Source organism: Mesorhizobium liriopis (assembly GCF_024053505.1).
Lineage (GTDB): Bacteria > Pseudomonadota > Alphaproteobacteria > Rhizobiales > Rhizobiaceae > Mesorhizobium_B > Mesorhizobium_B liriopis.
This window is the reverse complement of the sequence record NZ_JAMXQS010000007.1, coordinates 327832-354455: the sequence shown is the minus strand read 5'-3', so window position 1 is coordinate 354455 and position 26624 is coordinate 327832. Positions and strand designations below refer to the sequence as shown.

At 63.3% G+C, this 26624-nt stretch carries 22 protein-coding genes; 5 read left to right on the top strand and 17 right to left on the bottom strand.

The window, feature by feature from the left end; genetic code table 11:
- Positions 1-70: 70 nt before the first annotated feature.
- Both rpmF and mtgA read right to left on the bottom strand, forming a co-directional pair.
- Positions 71-250, bottom strand: coding sequence for a 50S ribosomal protein L32 (gene rpmF, locus NGM99_RS16000; protein ID WP_252820672.1), 180 nt, complete (start codon positions 248-250; stop codon positions 71-73).
- A gap of 156 nt (positions 251-406) precedes the next feature.
- A complete protein-coding gene (gene mtgA, locus NGM99_RS15995) occupies positions 407-1156 on the bottom strand; it encodes a monofunctional biosynthetic peptidoglycan transglycosylase (protein ID WP_252820834.1) in 750 nt (249 codons plus the stop codon).
- Positions 1157-1350: 194 nt separating this feature from the next.
- Here mtgA and NGM99_RS15990 point away from each other — a divergent pair, with 194 nt between their 5' ends.
- Both NGM99_RS15990 and NGM99_RS15985 read left to right on the top strand, forming a co-directional pair.
- Complete coding sequence (locus tag NGM99_RS15990; RefSeq protein WP_252820670.1) at positions 1351-2277, top strand: polyprenyl synthetase family protein; 927 nt, start codon at positions 1351-1353, stop codon at positions 2275-2277.
- 84 nt (positions 2278-2361) lie between these two features.
- Positions 2362-4683, top strand: coding sequence for a response regulator (locus NGM99_RS15985; protein ID WP_252820668.1), 2322 nt, complete (start codon positions 2362-2364; stop codon positions 4681-4683).
- A gap of 3 nt (positions 4684-4686) precedes the next feature.
- On the opposite strand, the gene NGM99_RS15980 is transcribed toward NGM99_RS15985, so the two are convergent.
- Positions 4687-5553, bottom strand: a complete 867-nt coding sequence (locus NGM99_RS15980; RefSeq protein ID WP_435371444.1) for a lytic transglycosylase domain-containing protein — start codon at positions 5551-5553, stop codon at positions 4687-4689.
- Complete coding sequence (gene ispG / locus NGM99_RS15975; RefSeq protein WP_252820663.1) at positions 5528-6787, bottom strand: flavodoxin-dependent (E)-4-hydroxy-3-methylbut-2-enyl-diphosphate synthase; 1260 nt, start codon at positions 6785-6787, stop codon at positions 5528-5530. Before ispG ends, NGM99_RS15980 begins: the two co-directional genes overlap by 26 nt.
- A gap of 168 nt (positions 6788-6955) precedes the next feature.
- Between ispG and NGM99_RS15970 the strand changes: the two genes are divergently transcribed.
- Positions 6956-7114, top strand: a complete 159-nt coding sequence (locus tag NGM99_RS15970) for a DUF3309 family protein (protein WP_252820660.1) — start codon at positions 6956-6958, stop codon at positions 7112-7114.
- A gap of 63 nt (positions 7115-7177) precedes the next feature.
- Here NGM99_RS15970 and NGM99_RS15965 read toward each other — a convergent pair whose 3' ends face one another.
- The 10 genes from NGM99_RS15965 to NGM99_RS15920 all read right to left on the bottom strand — a co-directional run bounded on the left by NGM99_RS15965 (position 7178) and on the right by NGM99_RS15920 (position 20723).
- Positions 7178-8368: an MFS transporter gene (locus NGM99_RS15965; protein ID WP_252820658.1), complete on the bottom strand. Its 1191-nt coding sequence runs from the start codon at positions 8366-8368 to the stop codon at positions 7178-7180.
- A gap of 467 nt (positions 8369-8835) precedes the next feature.
- Complete coding sequence (pyc, locus tag NGM99_RS15960; protein WP_252820656.1) at positions 8836-12297, bottom strand: pyruvate carboxylase; 3462 nt, start codon at positions 12295-12297, stop codon at positions 8836-8838.
- A gap of 230 nt (positions 12298-12527) precedes the next feature.
- Complete coding sequence (locus NGM99_RS15955; RefSeq protein WP_252820654.1) at positions 12528-13652, bottom strand: branched-chain amino acid ABC transporter substrate-binding protein; 1125 nt, start codon at positions 13650-13652, stop codon at positions 12528-12530.
- 198 nt (positions 13653-13850) lie between these two features.
- Positions 13851-14201: a DUF6867 family protein gene (locus NGM99_RS15950; RefSeq protein ID WP_252820653.1), complete on the bottom strand. Its 351-nt coding sequence runs from the start codon at positions 14199-14201 to the stop codon at positions 13851-13853.
- Between the two features lie 19 nt (positions 14202-14220).
- On the bottom strand, positions 14221-14952 hold the full coding sequence (locus NGM99_RS15945) for an ABC transporter ATP-binding protein (protein WP_252820832.1): 732 nt from the start codon (positions 14950-14952) through the stop codon (positions 14221-14223).
- Positions 14949-16001, bottom strand: coding sequence for an ABC transporter ATP-binding protein (locus tag NGM99_RS15940; protein WP_252820651.1), 1053 nt, complete (start codon positions 15999-16001; stop codon positions 14949-14951). Before NGM99_RS15940 ends, NGM99_RS15945 begins: the two co-directional genes overlap by 4 nt.
- Positions 16001-17395, bottom strand: coding sequence for a high-affinity branched-chain amino acid ABC transporter permease LivM (gene livM, locus NGM99_RS15935; RefSeq protein ID WP_252820649.1), 1395 nt, complete (start codon positions 17393-17395; stop codon positions 16001-16003). Before livM ends, NGM99_RS15940 begins: the two co-directional genes overlap by 1 nt.
- A 4-nt stretch (positions 17396-17399) precedes the next feature.
- The gene (locus NGM99_RS15930) at positions 17400-18302 is read right to left on the bottom strand and encodes a branched-chain amino acid ABC transporter permease (RefSeq protein WP_252820647.1); all 903 of its coding nucleotides are present in this window, start codon (positions 18300-18302) and stop codon (positions 17400-17402) included.
- A 161-nt stretch (positions 18303-18463) separates the two neighbouring features.
- On the bottom strand, positions 18464-19465 hold the full coding sequence (locus NGM99_RS15925) for a 4-hydroxyproline epimerase (RefSeq protein ID WP_252820645.1): 1002 nt from the start codon (positions 19463-19465) through the stop codon (positions 18464-18466).
- A 13-nt stretch (positions 19466-19478) separates the two neighbouring features.
- A complete protein-coding gene (locus NGM99_RS15920) occupies positions 19479-20723 on the bottom strand; it encodes an NAD(P)/FAD-dependent oxidoreductase (protein ID WP_435371443.1) in 1245 nt (414 codons plus the stop codon).
- A 490-nt stretch (positions 20724-21213) separates the two neighbouring features.
- Between NGM99_RS15920 and ampC the strand changes: the two genes are divergently transcribed.
- A complete protein-coding gene (gene ampC / locus NGM99_RS15915; protein ID WP_435371440.1) occupies positions 21214-22389 on the top strand; it encodes a class C beta-lactamase in 1176 nt (391 codons plus the stop codon).
- A gap of 74 nt (positions 22390-22463) precedes the next feature.
- On the opposite strand, the gene NGM99_RS15910 is transcribed toward ampC, so the two are convergent.
- Positions 22464-22769: a hypothetical protein gene (locus tag NGM99_RS15910; RefSeq protein ID WP_252820638.1), complete on the bottom strand. Its 306-nt coding sequence runs from the start codon at positions 22767-22769 to the stop codon at positions 22464-22466.
- Between the two features lie 352 nt (positions 22770-23121).
- Positions 23122-24618 (bottom strand): CoA-acylating methylmalonate-semialdehyde dehydrogenase, encoded by a 1497-nt coding sequence (locus NGM99_RS15905; protein WP_252820636.1) that lies wholly within the window; start codon positions 24616-24618, stop codon positions 23122-23124.
- Between the two features lie 139 nt (positions 24619-24757).
- Here NGM99_RS15905 and NGM99_RS15900 point away from each other — a divergent pair, with 139 nt between their 5' ends.
- The gene (locus tag NGM99_RS15900; RefSeq protein WP_252820634.1) at positions 24758-25639 is read left to right on the top strand and encodes a LysR family transcriptional regulator; all 882 of its coding nucleotides are present in this window, start codon (positions 24758-24760) and stop codon (positions 25637-25639) included.
- A gap of 59 nt (positions 25640-25698) precedes the next feature.
- Here the strand turns inward: NGM99_RS15900 and NGM99_RS15895 are convergent, their stop codons facing one another.
- Positions 25699-26598: a LysR family transcriptional regulator gene (locus NGM99_RS15895; RefSeq protein WP_252820632.1), complete on the bottom strand. Its 900-nt coding sequence runs from the start codon at positions 26596-26598 to the stop codon at positions 25699-25701.
- Positions 26599-26624 lie beyond the last annotated feature (26 nt).

Here is a 26624-nt window from a genome sequence, read left to right as displayed (position 1 = left end):
CACAAAGACCGGCGCGAGGGCCGGTCTTTTTCAACTCAACCGGGCAGAATCATGCCCGTCGGGATGCTGTTCAGCCGCGCGGCTCGATCACCTGACGGCCGCGATACATGCCGGTCTTGAGATCGATGTGGTGCGGACGGCGCATTTCACCCGAGTTCTTGTCCTCGATATAGGTCGGCGCCTTGAGAGCGTCGGCTGCACGGCGCATGCCACGCTTGGAAGGGGAGGTCTTTCGCTTAGGGACGGCCATGGATCTGCTCCAACTCGAAACGGCCGCAGCGTTCGCCTCCCGAACGGGAAGACCCCAGCCAGCAGCCATGGGAATGAAAGTTGAGGGGCCTATACACGCCCAAGTCGCCGATTTCCAGCTTCGGCATCAACTTTTTTGCGATAATCGCACAAGGCCTCAGTTCAGCACACAGCCGACATAGGCACCCGAGCGTGAGGCCCGGCGCTCGACCACGCTCGCCAGACGGCGCAGGCCCGGCCCCGGTTTGGACGGGTTGCGGGTGATCGGGTTGGGCAGGGCGACCGCGAGAAGTGCTGCCTGCCGGCGCGTCAGACGCGATGCCGAAATGCCGAAATGGTGTTGGGCGGCCGCTTCCGCGCCATAGATGCCCGGCCCCCACTCCACGATGTTGAGATAAATCTCCATGATCCGGCGCTTGGGCAGCACCAGATCGGCATAGACCGCAAGCGGCGCTTCCATGCCCTTGCGGATGAAAGAGCGGCCCTGCCAGAGGTAAAGGTTCTTCACCATCTGCATCGGGATCGTGGACGCGCCACGCGTGGACTCTCCCTTCAGCGCATCCTCGACAACCCCGCGCATTTCGCCCAGATCGATGCCGTGATGGCGGCAGAACTGGCCGTCTTCGGACATGATCACTGACTGCACCAGCACCGGCGCGATCTCCTCGATACCCACCCACCGGCGGTCATAGCCCTGAAAGGTCGCGAGGTCCTTGACCATGAGCGTCGAGACCGGATGGACGAAAGAAGGGAAGTACAGAAGCGTCAGCACCAGGGGGATAGCAGCCAGCACGATCGCGACGAGAACGGCTCGCCGCAGCACGCGTCGCGTGTTCCAGCGCCGCGAGCGGCTCACCGGATCATCCCGGTGCTGGATCGGCTCGGCCCGCATGGGCTCCGCTGCCATGGGTCCGACCGTTCTGGGATCGTCCACGGGCTCGACCACGGGAGCGCGACCGTCCAGCCGCTCAGCGCGCAGCTCCGCTGGTTCGCCGTTGAGCGTCGGCTCGGTCAAGCAGGGTCCTTCCGGGAAGCATCTCCACTTGGCATAATGGGCCGGAGGCGCTTGCGCAACGACCGGCGCTTCAGTACCGCCTCCTCATGAGTGATCAGCCACAGATGGATTTTCAGGCAAGCCTCGCCGCCCGTGCGCGCGAGGTGGAAACGGTGCTGGCCGACCTCCTTGATGCCCGCGCCGAGACAGGTGAGATCACGCGTCCCGAACGGCTGCTCGCCGCCATGCGCCACGGTGTCCTGAACGGCGGAAAGCGCCTGCGGCCCTTTCTCGTGGTCGAGACGGCGGCTCTCTTCACGCGCTCGGCGGATTTGCTCGACGCTGCCCGCCGCGTTGGCGCCGCGCTCGAATGCATCCACTGCTATTCGCTGATCCACGACGACCTGCCCGCCATGGACGACGACGACCTGCGACGGGGCCAACCGACCGTGCACAAGGCCTATGACGAGGCGACCGCGATCCTTGCAGGCGATGCGCTCGTGACGCTCGCCTTCGACGCGATCACGAGCGACAGGACGGCACTCGATCCGCTCGCCAAGGTAAGGCTGGTGAGCGGCCTCGCACGCGCGGCCGGCATCGGCGGCATGGCAGGTGGGCAGGCGCTCGACCTTGCGGCCGAACGCGACGCGCCGGACGAGGCCGGCATCATCACGCTGCAGGCGATGAAGACCGGCGCGCTGATCAAGTTCGCCTGTGAAGCCGGCGCCATCACGGGCGGCGCGGGTGCCGCACAGGTGGAAGCCATGGGCGAGTACGGTGCCGCCATCGGCTTGGCCTTCCAGCTCGCCGACGACATCCTTGATGCCACCGCCTCGACCGAAGCACTGGGAAAACGCGCCGGCAAGGATGCGCAAGCGGGCAAAGGAACGCTGGTCGCGCTGCACGGCCTCGACTGGACGCGAAAGCAGTTGATCGGCCTCGTCGATCAGGCTGAAGCGCTGCTGGCACCGCACGGCATTCGCGCCGCCACGCTGCGCGCCGCCACGCGCTTCATCGCCACGCGCGAGAGTTGAGCGGTCACACCAAATCTTAAGCCTGACAATGCGTAATGCTTCTTGGTTAAGAGCCGCGTTGCGTATTGGTTGGGGGACCGGAGTTTGGCTAGGGAGGCGCAGACTGTTATCCGCACGATCCGGGGCTATGTGCTCGCGGGATTGGTGCTGATCGCACTCGCGGCGGGTGGACTGCTTTGGCACGTCGCCAGCATCGATCAGGCACGGCGCGATCTCGAAGAGGTCGGACTGCAGCTTTCGACACTATCCGATCATCTTCGCAACGTCTCGATCTACGCCGATCAGGCGGATCAAAGCTGGACGGTGGAGAACCGCGGGGATTTCGTGGCAGCAGCCAACTCTCACGAGACGGCGATCCTCGTAACCATCCGCAATGCCCAGCTTGCCCTCTCCGAGGTGCGGCCGCTCCTGCGCGAAGCCGCGCAGCAGGCTGTCCGTTCGGCATCCGTCAATGGTGACCTGTTCTGGTCGGCGCGCGATATCGTTCGCAATGTCGACCGGTTGCGCACGGCCAAAGCCTATCGCGACTGGGATGCCCGCGCGATCCGCAACCAGAACGACCTCTTCGCACAGCCGATGCTCAGTCGCGCTCGCGCTGCGATCGAAGATGAGCGCCAGTGGCAACAATCGCGCAGCAATGGCGCGCTGTTGTGGAATGGCGGTCTGCTTCTCGCGCTGGTGGTGCTTGTCGCCTTTGCGATCCTGCGCCCCGTCGAAAGGGTCATCCGCCACGCCTTTGCAGCGAGCGCCGCGTCGCTTGCCCGGGCGCAAGGTGCTGATCGGGCGAAGTCCGAGTTCCTCGCCAATATGAGCCACGAGATCCGCACGCCGATGAACGGTGTGCTGGGAATGGCCGAACTTCTCGCCAAGACCGAACTCAGCCCACGTCAGAAGACGTTCACCGACGTCATCGTCAAATCCGGCAACGCGCTGCTGACGATCATCAACGACGTGCTCGATTTCTCGAAGATCGATGCCGGCCAGCTGATGCTCGACCCGGCCCCCTTCTCGCTTGCCGAAAGCATTGAGGATGTCGCGGCACTCGTTTCAACACGCGTGGCGGAAAAGAACCTCGAGCTGGTCCTGCGCATCGACCCGCGCCTGCCCAAGAGCTTCGAAGGCGACGCAGGCCGCCTGCGCCAGATCGTCACCAACCTCATCGGCAATGCGGTGAAGTTCACCGAGCGCGGCCATGTGCTGGTCGATGTGTCGGGCGTGGTGGAAGACGGCCTCGCGCATCTGACGATCGCGGTCGAGGATACGGGCATCGGCATTCCGCCCGAGAAGCTCACCCATGTTTTCGAGAAGTTCGCACAGGTCGATGGTTCGTCCACCCGGCGCCATGAAGGCACGGGACTGGGCCTCGCTATCGCCGCGCGCCTCGTCGACATGATGGGCGGCAAGATCGGCGTGAAAAGCGAAGTCGGACGCGGCTCGACCTTCTGGTTTTCGCTGCCGCTCCCCGTTCGAGAGGACCAGGAAGAGGTGCGACCCGTGCCGTTCGACGTATCCGGCGCGCGCGTGCTGGTGATCGACGACAACCCCGTCAACCGCGAGATCCTGACCGAACAGCTGCGGTCCTGGGGCTTCGAATCGGCGGCGGCCGAAAGCGGCGCGGTGGGGCTCGCCTTCCTCGAACGTGCCGCGGAAGTGGGTTTGCGCGTCGATTGCGTGGTGCTCGATTACCAGATGCCCGGCATGAGCGGTGCGGACGTGGCGCGTGCGATGAGCGCGGATACGCGCAAGAGCCCGATCCCGATCGTGCTTCTGACCTCGGTCGATCAGGTCGATTTCGGTCGGCTGTCGCTCGAAGCCAATATCGCAGCACACCTGACGAAGCCGGCACGCTCTGTGCAACTGCTCGGCACCATCGTCAGCGCCATTCAGAAATCACGCGCGAAACCCGTTTCCGCGAGCTTCACACGCACCGCCCCACTGCCAACCGAACGCCCGACACTCGCCATCGTCAAGCCGGTTGCAACGCCGGTCAAACACGCGGAGAGCGAGCGGCTCGACGTGCTTGTGGCCGAAGACAATGAGGTGAACCAGCTCGTCTTCGGCCAGATCCTGAGCGGGCTCGACCTGAGCTATCGCATCGCCGGCAATGGCCGCACCGCCGTGGAGATGCACCGGATGCTCAAACCCCGGCTGATCCTGATGGATGTGTCGATGCCAGAAATGAACGGGCTGGAAGCCACGGCCGCGATCCGCCGCGCGGAGGAGGGTTTCGACATCCACACACCCATCATCGGCGTCACGGCACATGCGTTGAAAGGCGACCGCGAGAAGTGCCTCGAAGCCGGCATGGACGACTACCTGTCCAAGCCCATCTCGCCCGACCGCCTCAGCGCCAAGATCGCTGATTGGCTGGCGCGTGAGGGAGACAGGTCGGCATTGCGGGCTTGAGGCTCAGCGGTTGCGCAGCACCACGCATGAGCCGCCGGCACTTTGCAGCTGGCGGCAGATGTCACCAGCTTCCCTGCGGCTTTCAGCGCCGATGCGCACGGCATAGATGCCACGCCGGCTCCGCCCGTTGCGAACGCGACTGACGACCGGATCATAGGCGGAAAGCATCCCGAAACGCGCACTGACGCGCTGCCATTGGCGCAAGGCGGCCGCGCGGCGGATATTGCCGGCCACCTGCACGCCCCAAGGCTTCGAAACGACCGTGGACATGGCGATCGTATCCGGCTCGGTCATAGGCAGATTGCGGCAGGCGGCCTGGAAGTCCTTAGTCTTGTCGAGCGGTCGCGTTTCGGGTTCGTGGTTGCGATCGGTAAAATTGTCGGCGGGTTCGCCCATGATGTCGAGAACGTAGTTCTCTGTTTCGAGGGGCAGGAAACCACCGCTGCCCAGCCAGCGGGTCACCCTCCCCTCGCCCGAATTATAGGCAGCGGCGGCCAGACCGAGATTGCCGAACCCGGCGCGCATTTCGGCCAGATAGCGCGCGGACGCCGGAATGGCCTGCTCGATGTCGAAACTGTCGGCAAGGCCGCGCAAGCGGGCCGTGCCCGGCATGAATTGCGCAATGCCCTCGGCACCCACGGGACTGACCGCGCTGGCCGAAAAGCGGCTTTCCTTCCAGATCAACCGCGCGAAATAGGCCGGGGGCAGGCCGTTGCTCTCCGCATGGATGGCAATCAGTTCGCAGACGCGATTGATGGAGCGGTCGGTGCGCTTGCGCGGCGGGTCGGCGCTGGCCGGGGCGGCGAGCGCCAGAAGCCCGAGGATTGCAAGGAAAAGAGCGAACTTACTCGGCAGCGGCCGGCGCCTCAGTGGCAACGCCGAAGCGGCGCTCCACATAATCAGCGACCATCTGCTCAAAATCGGCGGCGATGTCGGGCCCGCGCAGGGTCGCAGCCTTGCGTCCGTCGATGAACACAGGCGCGGACGGCATCTCGCCGGTGCCAGGCAGCGAAATGCCGATATCGGCGTGCTTGGATTCGCCCGGCCCATTCACGATGCAGCCCATCACGGCCACTTTCAGGCTTTCGACGCCGGGATAGCGCACCCGCCATTCGGCCATGTTGCGCTTGATGTCGCCCTGGATCTTCTCGGCCAATTCCTGGAAAACGGTCGAGGTGGTGCGCCCGCAGCCCGGACAGGCGGCGACCACGGGCAGGAACTGGCGGAAGCCCATGACCTGCAACAATTCCTGCGCCACCTGCACCTCGCGCGTGCGGTCGCCACGAGGCTCGGGCGTCAGCGAGATGCGGATCGTGTCGCCGATGCCGGCCTGAAGCAGGATGCCGAGCGCGGCCGACGAGGACACGATCCCCTTGGTGCCCATGCCGGCCTCGGTCAGGCCCAGATGCAGCGCGTGGTTCGAGCGGCGCGAGAGTTCGCTGTAAACGGCAATCAGGTCCTGCACCTGGCTGACCTTGGCCGACAGGATGATCTTGTCGCGCGGCAGGCCGATTTCCTCGGCGAGTTCCGCCGACATGATGGCCGAGCGCACGATGGCCTCGCGCGTCACTTCGGCCGCCGTCATCGGGAAGCCCTTGGCTTGGTTCTCGTCCATCAGGCTGGTGAGCAGCTCGTTGTCGAGCGATCCCCAGTTGACGCCGATGCGCACGGGCTTGTTGTAGCGGATCGCCGTCTCGATGATCGCGCCGAACTGCTTGTCCTTCTTGTCCTTGAAGCCGACATTGCCGGGATTGATGCGGTACTTTGCCAGCGCCTCGGCGCAGGCCGGATGATCGGCAAGCAGCTTGTGGCCGATATAGTGGAAATCGCCGACCAGCGGCACATCGAGCCCGAGCCGTTCCAGCCGCTCGCGGATCTTCGGGACAGCGGCCGCGGCCTCGTCGCGGTCCACCGTGATGCGCACGATCTCGGAGCCCGCTTTATGGAGCGCTGCGACCTGCGCCACCGTGCCATCGATATCCGCTGTGTCGGTATTGGTCATGGACTGCACGACGATCGGCGCATCACCGCCCACGACTACGCCGCCGACGCTGACGCCCACCGATTGGCGGCGCGGCTTGAGACTGGTTGGATCAGCGGCCAAGAGCGACCTCCCGACAAAGATGCATGAGTTCAATCGGCCTCAGGTGGCCAAGCTGCAACAGCTTGTCAACCATGGGTGCCACGACGCGCCGATCCACGGAACTCGGCGACCGGCAAAAGCATTTCACATTTGTTTCAACACTTGTTTAGCCGGAGGGGCTCAAACACCATGACTGTCAGCACGATCCTTCTCATCATTCTGATCCTCCTGCTCGTGGGCGCTATCCCGGCATGGCCCTATTCGCGCGGCTGGGGCTATGGCCCGAGCGGCATTCTGGGCGTGGTGCTGGTGGTGCTTCTGATCCTGCTTCTGCTCGGAAGAATCTAAGACGAACTGAAGTCAGTCGCATGACGGGCGCGGAACGCGGAGAGGCGTTCCGCGTCCGTCTCTTTAATGGCCGGCGCCGCCGTGGTCGCTGTCCGCCGAACGCGTGAGGGGACTGGCAAGGAAAACCACGAAAAGAAGCGCGGCCATCGCGGCGAAGACGGGCGCGAAGCCGACATGATCACCGACAAAGCCGATCGAGCCCGGCGCCAGCAGAATGCCGGCATAGCCCATGGTCGTTGCCACACTCATGCCGGCAGCCGAACTCACGCCGGGCTGGTTGCCGGCAGCCGAGAAGATGATCGGCACAGTGTTGGCAACGCCGAGGCCGCAGACCGCAAAAGCTGCGATGACGAGCCACGGCATCGGCGCCAATGATGCGGCGAGCATGGCCAATCCTGCGACGAGCGCGGATGCCCGCATGGTCGGCACCGCGCCGAAGCGGTTACGCACTCCGTCACCCGCAAAGCGCATCAGCGCCATGGCGCCTGCGAAGAAAGCATAGGCCAGGCCCGCCACCGCGACGTCCGAGCCGAGTTCGCGCGTGAGATAGAGCGCGGCCCAATCGAGCACCACGCCTTCGCTCACAAAGCAGAACAGCGCCAACAGGCCCAGAATGTAGAGGATGGGCTGGCGTGGAAAGCCGCTGCTGCGCGTTGCATTGCCGGCAGTCGCTGCCGCTTTCTCATCGGTCTCGATGAAGAGCGGTCGGATCAGGAAGCCGACACCCACGACAAGCACGGCAACGATCACCGCATGCGGCAGAACACCGACCGTCTTGATCAGCAAGCCACCCAAAGCGCCGCCTGCGAAGCCACCCAGGCTCCAGAAGCCGTGCATGGACGACATCACGGCCTTGCCCAACTGTCGCTCCACCGTGACGGTCGAGGCATTCATCGCCACATCCGTGCAGCCGATGGACGCGCCAAAGAACGCCATGGCGAGCGCAGCCACCGGCACAGCCGGCGACAGCTCGACCAGAAGAAGCCCCAGGCCTTGCATGAGAGCAAAGAAGCGGAGAACCGGCTTCTGACCGAAGCGGCTCATCAGCCAGCCCGCAAAAGGCATGCTGACCAGTGCACCGACACCGAAGAAGAAGATCAGGATACCGAGCACGCCCGCGCTGATCTCGAGCCGCCCAACCAGCAGCGGGATATGCGGCGCCCAGCTGCCGACCATGAAGCCGTTGCCGAGAAACAGTGCTGCAACGGCCCAGCGAGCGCGGCGTGCTGCAACAAGATGATTGGCTGCGTCCACGAACATCCCCCTGTGTGCCGAGCGGCTTATAAAGGGAAGGCAGGAAACGCGACAGCGGGGCGGGTAGTCACTTTTGGTGGCTGGTATGAAACAATGAAGCCTGCCCCTTCGCGGATAGTTGGACCGTTACGGTATGGGCGCTCTGACCGAGACTGCGAATGGCGGAATTCAGGTGTGAGCGTCACCCCCACCCCTTACCTGCCTTCCGCATGGCTCAAGGCGCTCAAAGCCCGAAAAGCCATCCCGTGGCTTTTCGCCGCCGTGAACGCCGTCGCTTCTCACCCTCCGGTGGCAGGGGAGAGATCCATGCCGCGCTCTGCTTCTAAGCTTGGCGGCCAGCTTGGAGGAAGGCCCGCGGTCACGTCCACCGTCCCCCTTTGTGCGAGGGATGCAGGGTGGGAGCAAGGTCGCCCTCTCGATTGATCAGCAGGAACTGGCCGGCTGATCCAGGCGAGAAGCCAATCCTCTCACTCGAACACCACCAGCAAGTCCTTGGCGTCGATCCCCTCGCCCGTGCTCACCAGCACTTCGGCCACCGTCCCGTCCCGTTCCGCATGGAGTGCGGTTTCCATCTTCATCGCTTCGATGGAAAGCAGGATATCGCCGGCCTTCACAGCCTGTCCCGGCTTCACCGACAGGCCCGACACCACGCCCGGCATTGGCGCGCCGACATGGGCGTCGTTGCCCTGCTCCGCCTTGCGACGAGCCTTGGAAGCCGAAGCGCTGCGGACGCGATCGGGCACCTTGACGCGGCGGGGCTGGCCGTTGAGCTCGAAGAAGAGCGTCACCATGCCCTTCTCGTCCGCCTCGCCGATGCCGAGCAGGCGCACGACGAGCGTCTTGCCCTTCTCGATGTCGATCAGGATCTCGTCCTCGACCGCCATGCCGTAGAAATAGACCGGCGTCGGCAGCACGCTGACCGGGCCGTAATTCTCATGGGCTGCCACGAAGTCGGTGAAGACCTTCGGGTACATCAGGTAGGACGCGAATTCCTGCTCGGAGAGCTTGCGCCCGGCCTTTTCCTCGCCCTCCTTGCGCAACGCGTCGAGATCGGCGGCCTCCAGCAGCGCGCCGGGGCGTTCGGTGATGGGCGTCTCGCCCTTCAGTGCCTTTTTCTGCAAACCCTCCGGCCAGCCGCCGGGAGCTTGGCCCAGATCGCCACGCAGCATGGACACGACCGAATCCGGGAAGGCGATATCCTTGGCCGGGTTCTCGACATCCGCCACCGACAAGTCCTGGGAGACCATCATCAAGGCCATGTCGCCCACGACCTTCGACGAGGGCGTGACCTTCACGATGTCGCCGAACATGAGATTGGCGTCGTGATAGGCCTGCGCCACCTCGTGCCAGCGCGTTTCGAGGTTGAGCGAGCGGGCCTGCTCCTTGAGGTTGGTGAATTGCCCGCCGGGCATCTCGTGCAGATAGACTTCCGAAGCCGGCCCCTTGAGGTCGCTTTCGAAGGCCGCATACTGGGCGCGCACAGCTTCCCAGTAGAACGAGATGCGTCGGATCCATTCAGGATCGAGCCCCGGATCGCGCTCACTATCCTTGAGTGCCTCGACCAGCGACCCCAGGCAGGGCTGCGAGGTGTTGCCGGACAGCGCGTCCATCGCCGCATCGATCGCGTCCACGCCGGAGTCGACGGCGGCCAGCACCGTTGCAGCCGAAAGCCCCGACGTGTCGTGCGTGTGGAAATGGATCGGCAGATCGGTCGCCTCGCGCAGCGCCTTGAACAAAGTGCGTGCGGCGGCGGGCTTCAACAAGCCTGCCATGTCCTTGACCGCGATGATGTTGGCGCCCGCGCGCTCGAGTTCGCCCGCAAGCTTCACATAATAGTCGAGATTGTATTTGGCGCGGTTCGGATCGCGGATATCGCCGGTATAGCAGATCGCCGCTTCGCAGAGCTTGCCTTCGCTACGCACCGCATCCATCGCGACACGCATGTTCTCGACCCAGTTCAAACAGTCGAAGACACGGAAGAGATCGATGCCGCCCTTTGCCGCCTCGCGCACGAAGTGCTGCACGACATTGTCGGGATAGTTGGTGTAGCCGACACCGTTGGCGCCGCGCAGCAGCATCTGGAGAAGCAGGTTCGGTGCGCCTTCGCGGATCAGCGACAGGCGCTCCCAAGGGTCTTCTGTGAGGAAGCGCATGGACACGTCGAAGGTCGCCCCGCCCCAGCATTCGAGCGAAAGCAGTTGCGGCAGGGCACGTGCGTAGGTGCCGGCGATGGCCGCGATGTCGTTGGTGCGCATGCGCGTGGCAAGAAGCGACTGGTGCGCGTCGCGCATGGTCGTGTCGGTGACGAGCACCTCCCTCTGCTCGCGCATCCAGCGTGAGAAGCCTTCCGCCCCGAGTGAATCGAAGCGCTGCTTGGAACCGTCAGGAATCGGCGCACCGTTCAGGAAAGGCACGATGGGGGCCGCAGCCGCCGGGTTGGGCTTGGGCCGCCCGCGCGTCTCGGGGTGTCTGTTGACGGTGACGTCGCCGAGATAATTCAGGAGCTTGGTCGCGCGGTCCTGCCGCTTGACCTGCTCGAACAGTTCCGGCGTCTCGTCGATGAAGCGCGTGGTGTAGGAATTGTCCTGGAATTTCGGGTGGCTGATGATGGCTTCGAGAAAGGTCAGGTTGGTCGCCACGCCGCGGATGCGGAACTCGCGCAGCGCGCGGTGCATGCGGGCGATGGTTTCCTTCACATCCGGCGACCAAGCCGTGACTTTTTCGAGCAGCGGGTCGTAGAAGCGCGTGATGACGGCGCCCGAATAGGCCGTTCCGCCATCGAGCCGGATGCCGAAACCCGTCGCGCCGCGATAGGCTGTGATGCGCCCATAATCGGGAATGAAGTTGTGCTCGGGGTCTTCGGTCGTGATGCGGCATTGCATCGCGTGACCGTTGAGCTTGATGTCCGCTTGCGCGGGCACGCCGCTTTCAGGCGTGCCGATGGCATGACCGTCCAGGATGTGGATCTGCGCCTTGACGATGTCGATGCCGGTGACTTCCTCCGTCACCGTATGCTCGACCTGGATGCGCGGATTGACCTCGATGAAATAGGCCTCGCCCGTGTCGGCATCCATCAGGAACTCGACCGTACCGGCACCGATATAGGCGGTCTCGCGTGCGAGCTTCATGGCGTTTTCGGCCAAGGCCGCGCGTGACGCATCGTCCATGTAAGGCGCCGGCGCGCGCTCCACGACCTTCTGGTTGCGTCGCTGGATCGAGCAGTCACGCTCGAAGAGGTGGACGACATTGCCATGCGTGTCGCCCAGTACCTGCACTTCCACGTGGCGAGCGCGTTCGACGAGCTTTTCGAGATAGACCTCGTCCTTGCCGAACGCGGCCTTGGCCTCGCGGCGGCCTTCGGTCACCTCGCGCGAAAGGTCGCCTTCGGAGCGGATCACGCGCATGCCGCGCCCGCCGCCACCCCATGAGGCCTTGAGCATCAGCGGATAGCCGATCGCCTCCGCCATCCTGGCGACCTCGCCGAGGTCATCGGGCAGCGGCTCGGTGGCGGGCACCACCGGCACGCCGATCTCGATCGCCAGATTGCGCGCGGCGACCTTATTGCCAAGACGGCGCATGGTTTCGGGCTTGGGCCCGATGAAGGTGATGCCAGCTTCTGCGCAGGCCTCTGCGAATTCGGGGCTTTCGGAAAGAAGGCCGTAGCCGGGATGGATGGCATCCGCGCCCGACAGCTTGGCGACCCGGATGATCTCGGAAATCGAAAGATAGCTTTCGATCGGCCCAAGATCCTTTTCGAGATGGCTCCCACGCCCAATCGGATAGCTCTCGTCGGCTTTGAAACGATGGAGAGAATACTTGTCCTCTTCCGCCCAGACCGCCACGGTCTTGAGGCCCAGTTCGTTGGCCGCGCGGAACACGCGAATGGCGATTTCAGACCGATTGGCGACGAGAATCTTCTTGATCGGCAAGGGCGGCGCTCCGCAGGGGAAAGTGAAAAGCGGCGCATGATTAGCGCAGCGGTGCTGCAGTGCAAACGGAAACTGCGGGCGGAGTTAAATCGGTTTGGAAATCCCCAGGGAAGGGATGGCAAGCGCGGCACAGATTGAACTGCTGTCTGCCCGACGACGTTGGTCAACTTTGAAATGAAAATGCCCGACGCAAGCGCCGGGCACCATCAAGTCAGACGAGAAACCTCAGCTTACTGAGTGGCTTCTTCGGTGTAGGTGTACTTGCCGTCGGAGCCCTTGCCCCACTTGTACATCACGTAGTCCGGACGGGTGATGTCGCCCTTCTCGTCGAAGCCGAGTTCGCCGATGGCGGTCTTGAACGGGCCCTTGGCCTTGACGGCCTCGGCGACCTTTTCAGGATCGTTGGAGCCGGCGGCCTTGGCGCCTTCCGCGATCACCTGCAGCGCGGTGTACGCGTAGAGCGTGTAGCCCTCTGGCTCAAAGCCGGCAGCGCGGAACTTCTCGACGAGTTCCTTGGAGGCCGGGTTCTTGCGCGGGTCCGGCGCAAACGTCATCAGCGTGCCGTCCACGGCATCGCCCGCGATCGAGGCAAGTTCGTTCGACACGATGCCGTCGCCCGACATCAGAGGGATCTTGAGGCCCTGGTCGGCGAGCTGGCGCATCATCAGACCGGCTTCGGTGTGCAGACCGCCGTAATACACGATCGTGACGCCGGCCTGCTTCATCTTGGCGATGAGAGCCGAGAAGTCCTTGTCGCCGACATTGATGCCTTCATAGACGGCTTCGGTCACGCCATTGGCGTTGAGCGTCTTCTTGGTTTCGTCGGCAAGGCCCTGACCATAAGGCGTCTTGTCGTGGATGACGGCGATCTTCGCATCCTTGAAGTTCTTCGTCAGGTAGTCGCCGGCGACCTTGCCCTGCTGGTCGTCACGACCGCAGGTGCGGAACGTGTTCCACAGGCCGCGCTCGGTATATTGCGGGTTGGTCGAGGCCGGGGAAACTTCCATGATGCCGTTTTCGGCATAGACTTCGGAAGCCGGGATCGAGACGCCCGAGTTGAAGTGGCCGACCACGAACTTTACGCCGTCGGCAGCGAACTTGTTGGCGACCGAAACGCCCTGCTTGGGATCAGACACGTCGTCGCCGACAACGACCTGGATCTTTTCGCCATTGATGCCGCCGGCCGCATTGATGTCGGCTGCTGCCTGCTCGGCGCCCTTCTGGAGCTGGGCACCGAAGGCGGCGTTCGGGCCGGTGACCGGACCGCCGACGCCGACCATGACGTCCGCCCAGGCGGAACCGCTGAACGCGACGAGCGCGGTCAGGGCCACGGCGGACATGAGTGACTTCTTCATTCCTGAACTCCCATTGAAATCAAGGCAGGCTTGAGTGGCTCGGGCGTGTTCTCCGCCCTTCTTGCGATGCCCACCCCTGGATCGCAGAAAGGCCAGTTTGCCGATTTCTCGGTCATTGTCACGCCGATTCGTGATACTTGGATTGCCGGCTCCAAACGAAGTGAATCCACCTGGAACCATGGCTGAAACCTTGGCCCTTCAGCCCTTGAGCTTCCAGGCCAGAGGCCCAGAGCGCTCATAAAGCCAGTGATACTGCCGCGTCATCTGTCCGGCGCGCGTGTAGCGGTAGCCGAGCACGCCGAAGACGATGAGAATCACCGTATCGACCAAGTAGTACTGCAGCGTCAGCATGGTGCCGTTGAAGAGCGCGTGATGGATGAAGCGCACGGCAAGTCCGAGGCCCAGCAGGTAAACGATCAACGATGGCCAATGCCGCCAAGTCTTGGCGCAGGCGCGGCCCGTCATCCAGGCGGCCCAGCCACCGAGCACGACAGTGACGAGCGCGAACTGCCAGATCGACGGCTCTTCGTGGAGGATTCCCTGAAACATCGTGTCTCTCCCCTCGCCCCTAGTGCCTGCCGCCTTCGAGATAGGCTGCGCGCACTTCCGGATCGGCCAGAAGGTCCTTGCCGGTGCCGCTCATCGTGACGGAACCGTTGACCATCACATAGCCACGTGTGGCGAGCTTCAGCGCGCCGAATGCGTTCTGCTCGACCAGGAACACGGTGAGGCCTTGGGTCCGGTTGAGTTCGCGGATCGCGTCGAAGATGCCCTTCACGATCAAGGGCGCGAGCCCCAGCGACGGCTCGTCGAGCAGAAGAAGGCGCGGCCGGGCCATGAGCGCGCGACCGATGGAAAGCATCTGCTGCTCGCCGCCCGACAGCGTGCCGCCACGCTGGTTGATGCGTTCCTTGAGACGCGGGAAAAGCGTGAAGACCTTTTCCACGTCCTCGTCGAAGAACTTCAGCTTGTCGAGCGAAGCCCCCATCTGGAGGTTTTCGAGAACGGTCATGCGCGGGAAGATGCGGCGACCTTCCGGCGACTGCGCGATGCGCAGGCGTGCGATCTCATGGGTCGGCATCTGCGTGATGTCGGTGCCGTCGAACACGATCTGGCCCGAGCGCGCGCGGGGTGAGCCGAAGATCGTCATCATCAGGGTGGACTTGCCGGCACCGTTGGCACCGATGAGTGCCACGATCTCCCCCTGGTTGACGGAGACATCGACGCCGTTCAGCGCACGGATATTGCCGTAATAGGTCTCGACATTGCGCACATCGAGAAGCGCGTTGGGCGCCATCAGCGCTTCTCCTCGTTCAGTCGATCGATCTGGGCGGCCTTTGACGCACCCGGATCGGCGATGGCGACCTCGTCGCCGCTCTGCGCGATCGTTTCCTCGACGGGACCGGCGAGCATGGATGCGGAATTTTCCGGCGCCTGGTCGGGTCTGGGTTCGGCGTCGAGCTCGTGGATCACTTCCGCGTCGCCCACTTCGACAAGCACGTCCTGCACTTCCTCGTCGTCCACGCCGAGATATGCAGCGATCACGCGCGGATCGGCCTTGACCTCGGCAGGTGTGCCATCCGCGATCTTGCGGCCATATTCGAGCACCACGACGTGATCGGAGATTTCCATCACCACCGACATGTCGTGCTCGATCAAGAGGATCGAGGTGCCGGTGGTGTCCTTGATGTCGTTGAGCAGCGTGTTGAGCGCGAGACTTTCACGCGGATTGAGGCCGGCGGCCGGTTCGTCCAGGCAGAGAAGCTCGGGACCCGTGCACATGGCGCGCGCGATCTCGAGACGGCGCTGTGCGCCATAGGAAAGGTCGCCTGCGGGATCGTCGGCGCGATCCACGAGATCGGCCTTTTCCAGCCAGAACTGCGCCAGTTCCTTGGCTTCCGCCGCCGACTTGCGATAGCCGCCAAGACCCAACAAGCCCATCACCGTGAAGCCCGAGGCTTTCATCAGCTTGTTGTGCTGGGCGACGAGCAGGTTTTCGAGCAGCGTCATGCCTGAGAACAGACGGATGTTCTGGAACGTGCGCGCGACCTTGGCCTTGGCCGGGATCTGGAAGTCGGGCATGCGTTCCAGAAGGAACTCCTCGCCCGTCTTGCGCTGCATCCGGATCATGCCCTCGGTCGGCTTGTAGAAGCCCGTGATGCAGTTGAAGACGGTGGTCTTGCCTGCACCGTTCGGGCCGATCAGCGCGGTGATCTCGCCACGCTGCGCCTCAAAGGACAGGTCCCCGATGGCGATCAGCCCACCGAACTTCATGGACAGGTGCTCGACCGCGAGGATCGCGCCCTCCGGCATGGCGCCGGCAACTTTCTGCGTCGCGGTGGCAGCCATCAGCCGTGACCTTCCTTGGTGAAGCTGGAGGAAACGGCTTTGCGAGCACGCAGGAAGGCGGTGGGTTCACGCGAGCCGACGAAACCGCGCGGCTTCCACAGCATCACGATCACCATGGCGAGACCGAACAAGAGCATGCGGTAGAGCTCGGGCGTGAAGGACGGGCCGAAGATGAGCTTCAGGAAATTCATCTCGCGCAGGATCTCGGTGCCGCCGATCATGACGACGGCGGCGATGGCAATACCCGGCAGCGAGCCCATGCCACCCAAGACCACGATGGCGAGGATGATCGCGGATTCGAGGAACACGAAGCTTTCCGGGCTGACGAAGCCCTGGCGCGCGGCGAAGAAAGAGCCGGCGAAGCCGCCGAACATCGCACCGATGGCGAAGGCCGTCAGCTTGGTGTTGGTGGTGTTGATGCCGAGCGAACGGCAGGCGATCTCGTCTTCGCGCAGCGCTTCCCAGGCACGGCCCACCGGCATCCGGCGCAAGCGGATCGTGACGAAAGCCGTCAGAAGCGCCAGGAGCAGGATCAGGTAGTAGAGGAAAATCTTGTAGTAGGCACCGGACACACCGAGTCCGAACACCTTGCCGAAATAGTTCGGGTCGGACACGTTGAAGGTGAACCAGCCGAAGAAGTCGATCTTCGGAATGCCGGAGATGCCGGCGGAGCCGTTGGTCACTTCACGCCAGTTGATGAGCACCAGACGGATGATCTCGCCGAAGGCGAGTGTCACGATGGCGAGGTAGTCGCCGCGCAGGCGCAGCACGGGGAAGCCGAGGATGACGCCCCAGAAGGCGGCAAGAATGCCGGCAGTGGGCAGCAGGATCCAGAACGACCAGCCGAGTTCACTGGCCAAGAGCGCATAAGAATAGGCGCCGACAGCGTAGAAGGCGACATAGCCCAGATCGAGAAGGCCTGCGAGGCCGACCACGATGTTGAGGCCCCAGGCAAGCATCACATAGATGAGGATCTGGATACCGAAATTATCGACCCATTTCAGCGAGCCCTGCAGCCCCGCTGTCGAGATGATGAAGACGGGGTAGAGGAAGAGCGCGAAGATCGCGATCGCCAGCAGGTTGCGCTTGACGAAACCGGCTTCGGAAACGACCTCGACCTTGGCCCTGCGGGCCTTGCGGGCTTGGAAGGCGGGTGCCAGGAAACCCACAAACAGGAAGCGGCCGAGCATGGTGAGCGCCACCACGATGGCGAGCGTGCCCCAGCGCGTGACGACGATCAGGCGGTTGTCGATGTTCTGGTCGCTCTTGAGCCCGATGAAGAGCACGAAGAGGCCGAAGGAGATGACGCCCGCGAAGAGCGCTTCGCGAACAGCCCGTGCGATCGGACTTGGCGCAGTGGTGGCGGGAGCGGAGAGGGAGACAGCTTGCGTCATCGGATCAAACCTTCTCCACTTCGGGCCGACCGAGAATGCCGGAAGGCATGAAGATGAGCACGATGGCGAGGATCGAGAACGCGGCCACGTCCTTGTAGTCGATCGAGAAATAGGCCGACCACATGCTTTCGATGAAGCCGATCAGGAGGCCGCCCAGAACCGCGCCGGGGATCGAGCCGATGCCGCCGAGAACGGCCGCGGTAAAGGCCTTCACGCCCGGCACGAAGCCGTCGGAGAAGACGATCACGCCGTAATACATCAAAAACAGCGTGCCGGCGACGGCGGCGAGAGAGGCGCCCATGATGAAGGTGATCGAAATGGTGCGGTCGACGTCGATGCCGAGAAGCGCCGCCATCTTGCGGTCCTGCTCACAGGCGCGCTGGGCGCGGCCAAGCGCGGTCTTGTTCACCAGATACCAGAACAGCGTCAAGAGCACGGCGGTGACCGCCACGATGATGATCTGCTTGAGCGAGATCACCACGCCGCCGATCTCGTAGACACGGCCGACGAGCGGCGGGATCGGCTTGTTGCGCGGGCCTTGCGCCACCTGCACGAAATTCGAAAGCGCGATCGACATGCCGATGGCAGTGATCAACGGCGCCAGACGGAACGAGCCGCGCAGGGGACGGTAGGCCACCTTCTCGATCGTCCAGTTGTAAAGACTGGTCAGAAGCATCGCGACGATCATCATGATCAAAAGTGCGAGCGCGACCGGAATCGAATAGAAGACCGTGGTGAGGACCAGGAAAACGATCAGGGCAATGAAGGCGCCGATCATGAACACATCGCCATGGGCGAAGTTGATCATGCCGATGATGCCGTAGACCATCGTATAACCGATGGCGATCAAACCGTAGATGGACCCCAGGGTCAGCCCGTTGATGAGCTGCTGGATAAAATATTCCATGTTGCCTCGCGGCTCCCCGAGGGCTTTCGCGCGCAAGTTGGCGCAGCCCTTTTGGTTGTTTGGACCAAGTCTCTAGAGGCTCAAGTCATAAAAGCAACGCCAATTTTCATGACGATGGGCGGTTGCCCACCGTGTGGGCATTTTGGTCACGGCTTTGCCGCTCATTTCACCGTGAAGCCATGCCTGAAAGGGTCGCGATCGTCGATGAAGATGGTGTTGAAGCCCGTCTGACGCGCCCAGCCGCCGATGGATGGGATGATACCAGTGCGATTCCCGACCGGCACTTCGCGCTCGATTCGGCCTTTGAACAGCGAGCCGATGATCGATTCGTGGTTGAAGCTGTCGCCCGCCTTCAACCGCCCCTTGGCATGAAGATGCGCCATGCGGGCCGATGTGCCGGTGCCGCATGGGGAACGGTCGATGGCCTTGTCGCCATAGAACACCGCATTGCGCGCGTCCGCATCTTCCACCGTCGGTTCGCCGGTCCACAGGATGTGCGACAAGCCGCGGATGTTCTCGTTCAGTGGATGGACAAAGGAATAGAGTTCGTTGAGGCGCTGGCGCAGCACCGGGCTCCAGGCGACGAGATCGCCCGCCGAATGGTCGGCCATGTCGCGGTAGTTCGGCTGAGGCTCGATGATCGCATAGAAATTACCGCCATAGGCGACATCGACCGTAAGCACCCCCAGCACCGGGCAGTCCACTTCGAGCCCCTCGGCATAAAGGAAGGCCGGCACATTGGTGATGCGCACTTCTTCGACAAAGCCGTTCTCTTCCCGATATTCGGCGGTGACGAGGCCGGCAGGCGTGTCGAGGCGCAGCGTACCCGGCACTTTCGGCGATACCAGCCCCTGTTCGAGCGCCATGGTGACGGTGCCGATGGTGCCATGGCCGCACATCGGCAAGCAGCCGGAGGTCTCGATGAACAGGATGCCGATATCGCAGTCCTCGCGTGTTGGCGGATAAAGGATCGAGCCCGACATCATGTCGTGGCCACGCGGCTCGAACATCAGACCGGTGCGGATCCAGTCATAGTCGCGCAGGAAATGCGCCCGGCGTTCCATCATCGTGGCGCCATCGAGGCGTGGGCCGCCACCGGCTACGAGGCGCACCGGATTTCCGCAGGTGTGGCCATCGATGCAGAAGAAACTGTGGCGGGCCATGGCAAGACGCCTTTCAGAAACGCTTGGGCGAAAAGGGTGCGAGATCGAGCGAGGGCTTTTCGCCCGAAACCAGCTCGCGCATAAGGCGCCCCGTCGCCGCAGCCTGGGTAAGGCCCAAATGGCCGTGGCCGAAGGCATAGAAGATGTTGGGCGCGCTCGATCTTCCTATCACGGGGAGAGAGTCGGGCAGCGATGGCCGATAGCCCATCCATTCGCGCCCCTCTTCCGTTTTCAAGCCGGGCAGGAACTGCTCGGCTTTCCTCAGCATCGCCTTGGAGCGCCCATAATTGGGCGGACGCTTGAGCCCGCCCAGTTCCACCGCCCCACCGATGCGGATGCCGTGGGCGAGCGGCGTCACCACGAAGCCGTGGCCGACGAATGTCAGCTGGCGTTTGAGGTCCCACGCACCGGCCGGCAGTGTCGTGTTGTAGCCGCGCTCGGTTTCAAGCGGGATACGGTCGCCGAACAGGCGTGCCCAATGATGCGACCATGCGCCGGCCGCAATCACGAGCCGCGCAGAATGATGCGTCGTGCCATCGGCAAAACGGAGCATCGCGCCCTCACCCGAACGCTCGATGCCGGTTACGGTCTTCCGCGCGAAGCGTGCCCCTTTGCTTTCAGCATAAGTCCAGAGCGCCTTGCCGAACTCCTTCGGGTCCGACACGGTTTTCCATGTCGGCATGAAGGTGCCATGGGTGAAGCGCGGCGAGAGGCCGGGCTGCAACGCGGCAAGCCGCGCGCCGGTAACATGCTCGAACGGCACTCCCGCCTTCTCCCGCACCATCCAACCGGGAAGCGAAGCCTGGAACTCCCGCTCCCCCTCGTAAAGATCGATCGAGCCGTCATGCCGGATCATGCCGGCCATGCCCGCTCGCTCGGAAAGCCCCGCCCATTCGTCTGCCGCCAGCCGCATCATCGCGGCCTGTGCGGCGACGCCCGCCTCGAAAAGGCGCGGATGACCGGCGCGCACGAAGCGGATCAGCCAGGGCGAAAGCTGCAGGAAATAGGCGGGCGGGATCGAAAGCGGGCCGAGCGGATCACGCAGCCAGCGCGGCAGTTGGCGCAACATGCCTTTATGCGCGAGTGGAAGGTAATCCGGAAAGGCGAGTGCGGCAGCATTGCCCGAACTCGTTTCCTCGCAGATGCCGGTCCGGTCGAAAACGGAAACGGCGTGGCCGGCTTCCGCCAGTTCGGCAGCAATCGCGATGCCGAGGATGCCGGCACCAAGAATGGTGATGGAAGGATTAGGGTCTGAAATGGCCACGCGAGGCACCTAGAGCGACGGTTGCCCTTCTCTGCCCTGCCGGACATCTCTCCCACAAGAGGAGAGAGGCAGCTTCGTGATCATTGTGGCTTCCACAATGTCGGCGAAAGGCAAAACCGAGGTGGCAGGCCATTCTCTCTCCCCGCATGAGAAATACCAGGCGGGGCGGAGAGGCGTGGTGATAGCCACAGAGCGCTGAACGGGGGTTATAGGATATTTGGCAGTTCCGGCCGCTCCAGTGGTGCGCTGAGTGCGCTGGAAACGATTTTCTCGTTCCGCGAACGCATCCTCTTATGAAGGCGGTGGACCCGGTTGCCGCCCCCCTTCGCGCCCCGCGACGCAAAAGCGCTGTAGCCCCGCAGCCGCCACCTCTGGTTCCGCTTTCACGCCATAGGCAGCCTAAGGAAGCAGGACGCGCCGGTCTCGCTCACGCCATATTGCGCGTGCCTTTATGCCGCCGCCGCGAACCGGCTGACTTTCACCCATGCGAGATCCTCTTTTGACACCCACGAAGAAAGCCGCATTGGCACTTCTCGCCATTTGCTTCTTTTCCCAAGCCGCGGGCGCCGCCGACCGTGCAGAGACTGTCACCAGCGCGATCGACCAGGCCTTTCGCCCGCTTCTCGACGAATATGATGTGCCCGGCATGGCGATTGGCGTGACGCTCGACGGCGAGGAGTATTTCGTCAGCTACGGTACCGCCGCCAAGGGCAAGGATGTGCCTGTTACCAAGGATACGCTGTTCGAGCTCGGCTCGGTCAGTAAGACATTCACGGCTACGCTCGGCACTTATGCCGTGGCGCAGAACAAGATGGCGCTGGACGACCATCCAAGCCGATTCCTGCCGCAGCTCAAGGGCGCGCGGATCGACAAGGCAAGCGTGCTCGAACTCGGCACCTACACGGTCGGCGGGCTGCCTCTGCAGTTCCCGGACGAGGTGTCCGACGACGGAAAAGCCGTCTCATATCTCAGCCAGTGGAAACCCGATGCGGCGCCCGGCGAAAAGCGACGCTATTCCAATCCGAGCATCGGCCTGTTCGGCCATGTCGCAGGACTTGCGCTGGGCGGCGGATTTGGCTCTGAGATGGAAGAAACGGTTCTGCCCAAGCTCGGGCTGAAGCGTAGCTTCATTCGTGTGCCCGAAACCGAAATGGCGCGCTACGCCTGGGGCACGAGCAAAGCCGGCAAACTCATCCGCGTCAATCCGGGCGCCTTCGACGCGGAAGCCTATGGCATCAAGTCGAACGCCGCCGACATGATCCATTTCATCGAAGCGAACATCGATCCAAGCAAACTCGAGCCCACCATGCGCAAGGCAATCGCGGGCACGCATCTCGGCTATTTCAGGATCGGGCCGATGGTGCAGGGGCTCGGCTGGGAGAAGTATCCCTTCCCTGTGACACTCGATCGGCTGCTCGAGGGCAATTCGACCGAGATGGCAACCGAAGCGAAAACCGCAACCCGGCTCGACACGCCGCAGAAGCCCTCCGAAGCGACGCTCTTCAACAAGACCGGATCGACGGGCGGCTTCGGCGCCTATGCCGCCTTCGTGCCAGAGAAGCGGATCGGCATCGTCATGCTCGCAAACCGCAACTTCCCCAACGCGGCCCGCATCAAGGCTGCGCATGCGGTGCTGGAAGTCCTGGCTTCCGAAAAATAGCCCCCAAACCAACGAGGCCCGACGCTTTCGCATCGGGCCAAGTCGGGCAGGGAACTGTGATGAGTAGAGGGTGGTCAGGCGTCCTTGCCGACCACGAAATCCTTGGCCTGCCAGCCATCGCCGGACGACAGCACGCAGGAATTGCCATCGGTGCCTGTGGCGATGATGGTCCATGTGCCGGTATCGGACACGAACACCTCAAGCACCGCGTTCTTGTCGACCATGCCGACCGCCGAAGGTTGCTCTTTGTAATGCTGGGAAAGCTTGGAAACGATCTCGACACGCGCGCCACAGAGGTTCTCACCAGCGGAAGCGGTGGAGGGAAGGAATGCCGCGCCGACCGACGCGATGGCAGCAAGGCCGAGTGCGATACGGGACATGACGATCTCCAAAGGCCACGGCCCTGCGCTGTCCATGGCGCGCTCCCCTGAGCACACCCGGCAACCCCCTGACCGGCTTGTTTTGAACTCTTTTCCGGGGTGGGCATTCCCGCCGTCCGGATTGCACAAAAAAGGCGATTGCCAGCCTCGACGTTCCATCACGCTTCTGTGAGAAAGTTGACGGTCGGTTAATTTTCGCTGGACGTATCCCAAAAAATTTGAGCGCTCCGATGGCTTATCGGAACGCTCGATTCTTAACACAGGAAGAAGGCCGGACACCATTCGGTGGAATGGCTGCGGCGGCTCCTCCGAAATGATTCCCCTCCCCCTGAAAACAGAGGGAGGAGAGGCTCTAGTTCATGGTCGGAATCACGAACTCCGCGCCTTCCTTCACGCCGGACGGCCAACGTGAGGTAACGGTCTTGGTCTTGGTGTAGAAGCGGAAAGCGTCTGGTCCGTGCTGGTTGAGGTCGCCGAAGCCCGACGCCTTCCAGCCGCCGAAAGTGTAGTAGGCAATCGGCACGGGGATCGGCACATTGATGCCGACCATGCCGACCTCGACCTTTGACGCGAAGTCGCGGGCCGCATCGCCATCGCGGGTGAAGATCGCGACGCCATTGCCGTATTCATGCTCGTTGGGCAGGCGCAGTGCCTCCTCATAATTCTTGGCGCGCACGACCGACAAAACGGGTCCGAAAATTTCTTCCTTGTAGATGCGCATGTCGGGCGTGACATGGTCGAACAGGCAGCCGCCGAGATAGTAACCGTTCTCGTAGCCCTGCATCTTGAAGCCGCGACCGTCGACAACGAGCTTGGCGCCTTCCTCGACGCCGAGATCGACATAGCCCTTCACGCGCTCCAGTGCCTGAGCGGTCACCAGCGGGCCGTAATCGGCAGTGGAATCAGTGGAAGGCCCGACCTTCAGGCTTTCCACACGCGGAATGAGCTTTTCGACAAGCCGGTTCGCGGTTTCCTCGCCTACCGGCACCGCCACCGAGATCGCCATGCAGCGCTCGCCGGCCGAGCCGTAGCCCGCGCCGATCAGCGCATCGACCGTCTGGTCCATGTCGGCATCGGGCATGATGATCATGTGGTTCTTAGCGCCGCCGAAGCACTGCGCGCGCTTTCCATTCGCAGCCGCGCGGCTGTAGATATACTGCGCAATCGGCGAGGACCCGACGAAGCCGACGGCCTTGATGTCCGGATCGTCGAGAATCGCGTCCACCACTTCCTTGTCGCCGTTAACGACATTGAGAACGCCCGCCGGCAGACCAGCCTCGATGAAGAGTTCGGCGATGCGCATCGGCACGCCCGGATCGCGCTCGGAAGGCTTGAGGATGAAGGCGTTGCCGGACGCAAGCGCGGGCGCGATCTTCCAAAGCGGGATCATGGCCGGGAAGTTGAAAGGCGTGATGCCCGCCACCACGCCGAGCGGCTGGCGCATGGAATAGGTGTCGATGCCGGGGCCGGCACCATCGGTGAACTCGCCCTTCAGCATATGCGGTGCGCCGAGGCACACTTCGACCACTTCGAGGCCGCGCTGGATGTCGCCCTTGGCGTCCGCGATGGTCTTGCCGTGCTCGCGGGCGAGCAGTTCGGCCAGTTCGTCATATTCCCGATGAACGAGTTCGAGAAACTTCGCCAGCACGCGCACGCGGCGCTGCGGGTTGGTGGCGGCCCAGATCGGCTGCGCGGCTTTCGCATTCTCGACCGCCTCGCGCAGTTCGGCCTTGGTGGCGAGCGCCACGCGTCCCCGCACGGTGCCGTCCATGGGCTGCATGATATCCTGTGCGCGGCCGCTCTTGCCCGGCACCCGCTTGCCGCCGATGAAGTGTCCGACGTCTTCCATCCGTTTCGCTCCCTTTGTTCTGGTGACTGCATTGTCGCGATGCGAGGCGCAGGACGCAATGCCAAGGGAAGCCGAACCGTTGTGCATAGATGCATGAACACATAAACGAGAGATACGAAATTGCGCGGAGACACGTGAAGTGAACTGGGACGATGTGCGCATCTTTCTGGCCGTTGCCCGTGCGGGCCAGATTCTGGGAGCGGCGCGCAAGCTCAGGCTCGACCATGCCACTGTTTCCCGCCGGATCGCCGCGCTCGAAGCTTCACTCAATGCCAAGCTCTTCCGTCGCCTGACCACCGGCAGCGCGTTGACCGCAGCCGGTCAGCGGTTACTTCCGACTGCCGAGCGCCTCGAAGCGGAATTGATCGCGGCGCAGGCCGCAATGGAGGGCGAGGCGGAAACCGTCAGTGGCACCGTGCGCATCGGTGCGCCGGACGGGTTCGGCACGGCCTTTCTCGCTCGTCATCTCGGCACACTGACCGCCGAGCATCCGGGCCTGCGCGTGCAGCTCGTTCCCGTGCCCCTTTCCTTCTCGCTCTCGCGCCGCGAAGCGGATATCGCGATCACGGTCGAGCGGCCAACGGAAGGGCGGTTGGTGGCAAGCAAGCTCGTCGATTATGCGCTCGGCATCTACGCGTCGAAATCCTATGTCGAAGCACATGGACTCCCGAAGTCGCGAGCCGAGTTCGGAGAGCATCGGCTCGTCGGTTACGTTCCCGATCTGGTCGCGACCCCCTCGCTCGACTATGCGCAGGAATTCGCGAGCGACTGGCCAGCAGGGCTTGCGGTGTCTTCCGCGCTGGGTCAGGTCGAAGCGGTGCGCGCGGGCGCGGGTCTGGGCATTCTTCATGCTTTCATTGCCCGTTCCCATCCCGATCTCGTTGCCGTCCCGGCCATTCCGCCTGTGCGCCGGGCCTACTGGCTGGTCTACCACGAGAGCGTCCGCCCGCTGCGCCATGTGCAGGCTGTGACAAACTTCATCACGCGAGCAGTCGAGAAGGAACGCGCGCTGTTCGGCTGAAGCAATTCCGGTAAAGCGCCAAGCGGTTTAGCGTCCGGAATTGCGGCAACAAGAATGTTCTACCCCCGCGCTTTGATGAAATCGACAAAGGCGCGCAGGGGCGCAGGCAGAAGGCGGCGCCCAGAATAATAAAGAAACGGCCCCGAAAAGCTCGGCCACCAGTCTTCCAGCACCGGCTCCAAAGCCCCGCTGTCGAGAAAGGGCCGCAGCCAATCTTCGAACAGATAGACGATGCCTGTTCCGCCAAGAGCCGCATCGACCGCCAGATCGGTCGCCGGCCCTACATGCACGACCAGCGGCCCGCCGGGTTCGATCATCACGGTTTCGCCCGCGCGTTCGAACTCCCAGGGAAACATCGTGCCGCTCGAGAAACGTCCGCGCAGGCAGGCGTGCGAAAGAAGATCGCGAGGATGCGCCGGCCGCCCGCACCGCTCGAGATAAAATGGGGCAGCGGCGGCCGCGAACCGCTGGACCCGAGGCCCGATCGGCACGGCGATCATGTCCTGCTCCAGGCGCTCGTCATAGCGGATGCCGGCGTCGAAGCCCCCGGCGAGCACATCGACGAACCCGTCTTCGGCGGTCACTTCGAGCCTGATATCGGGATAAGCCGCCAGGAAAGCCGGCACGATGGCGGGCAAGACGAGACGCACGGCGCTGACCGGCACGTTGAGGCGCAAGGTGCCGGCCGGGCGCTCGCGAAACGTGTTCACCACATCGAGCGCGGCTTCAACCTCGCTCAGTGCGGGGCTCAACCGTTCGAGCAGCCGTTCACCTGCTTCGGTCAACGCCACACTCCGCGTCGAGCGGTTGAAGAGCCGCACGCCCAATCCGGTTTCCAGCCGGCGCACCGCTTCGCTCAATCCGGATGCGCTCGCCCCATGGAGTCGCGCGCCATCGCGAAAGCCACGCGCCCGCGCCACTGCGACGAACGCGTTGAGATCGCCCAGAGCAGCTTTCATTGTTCGCTTTCCCGCACAGCCCGTAC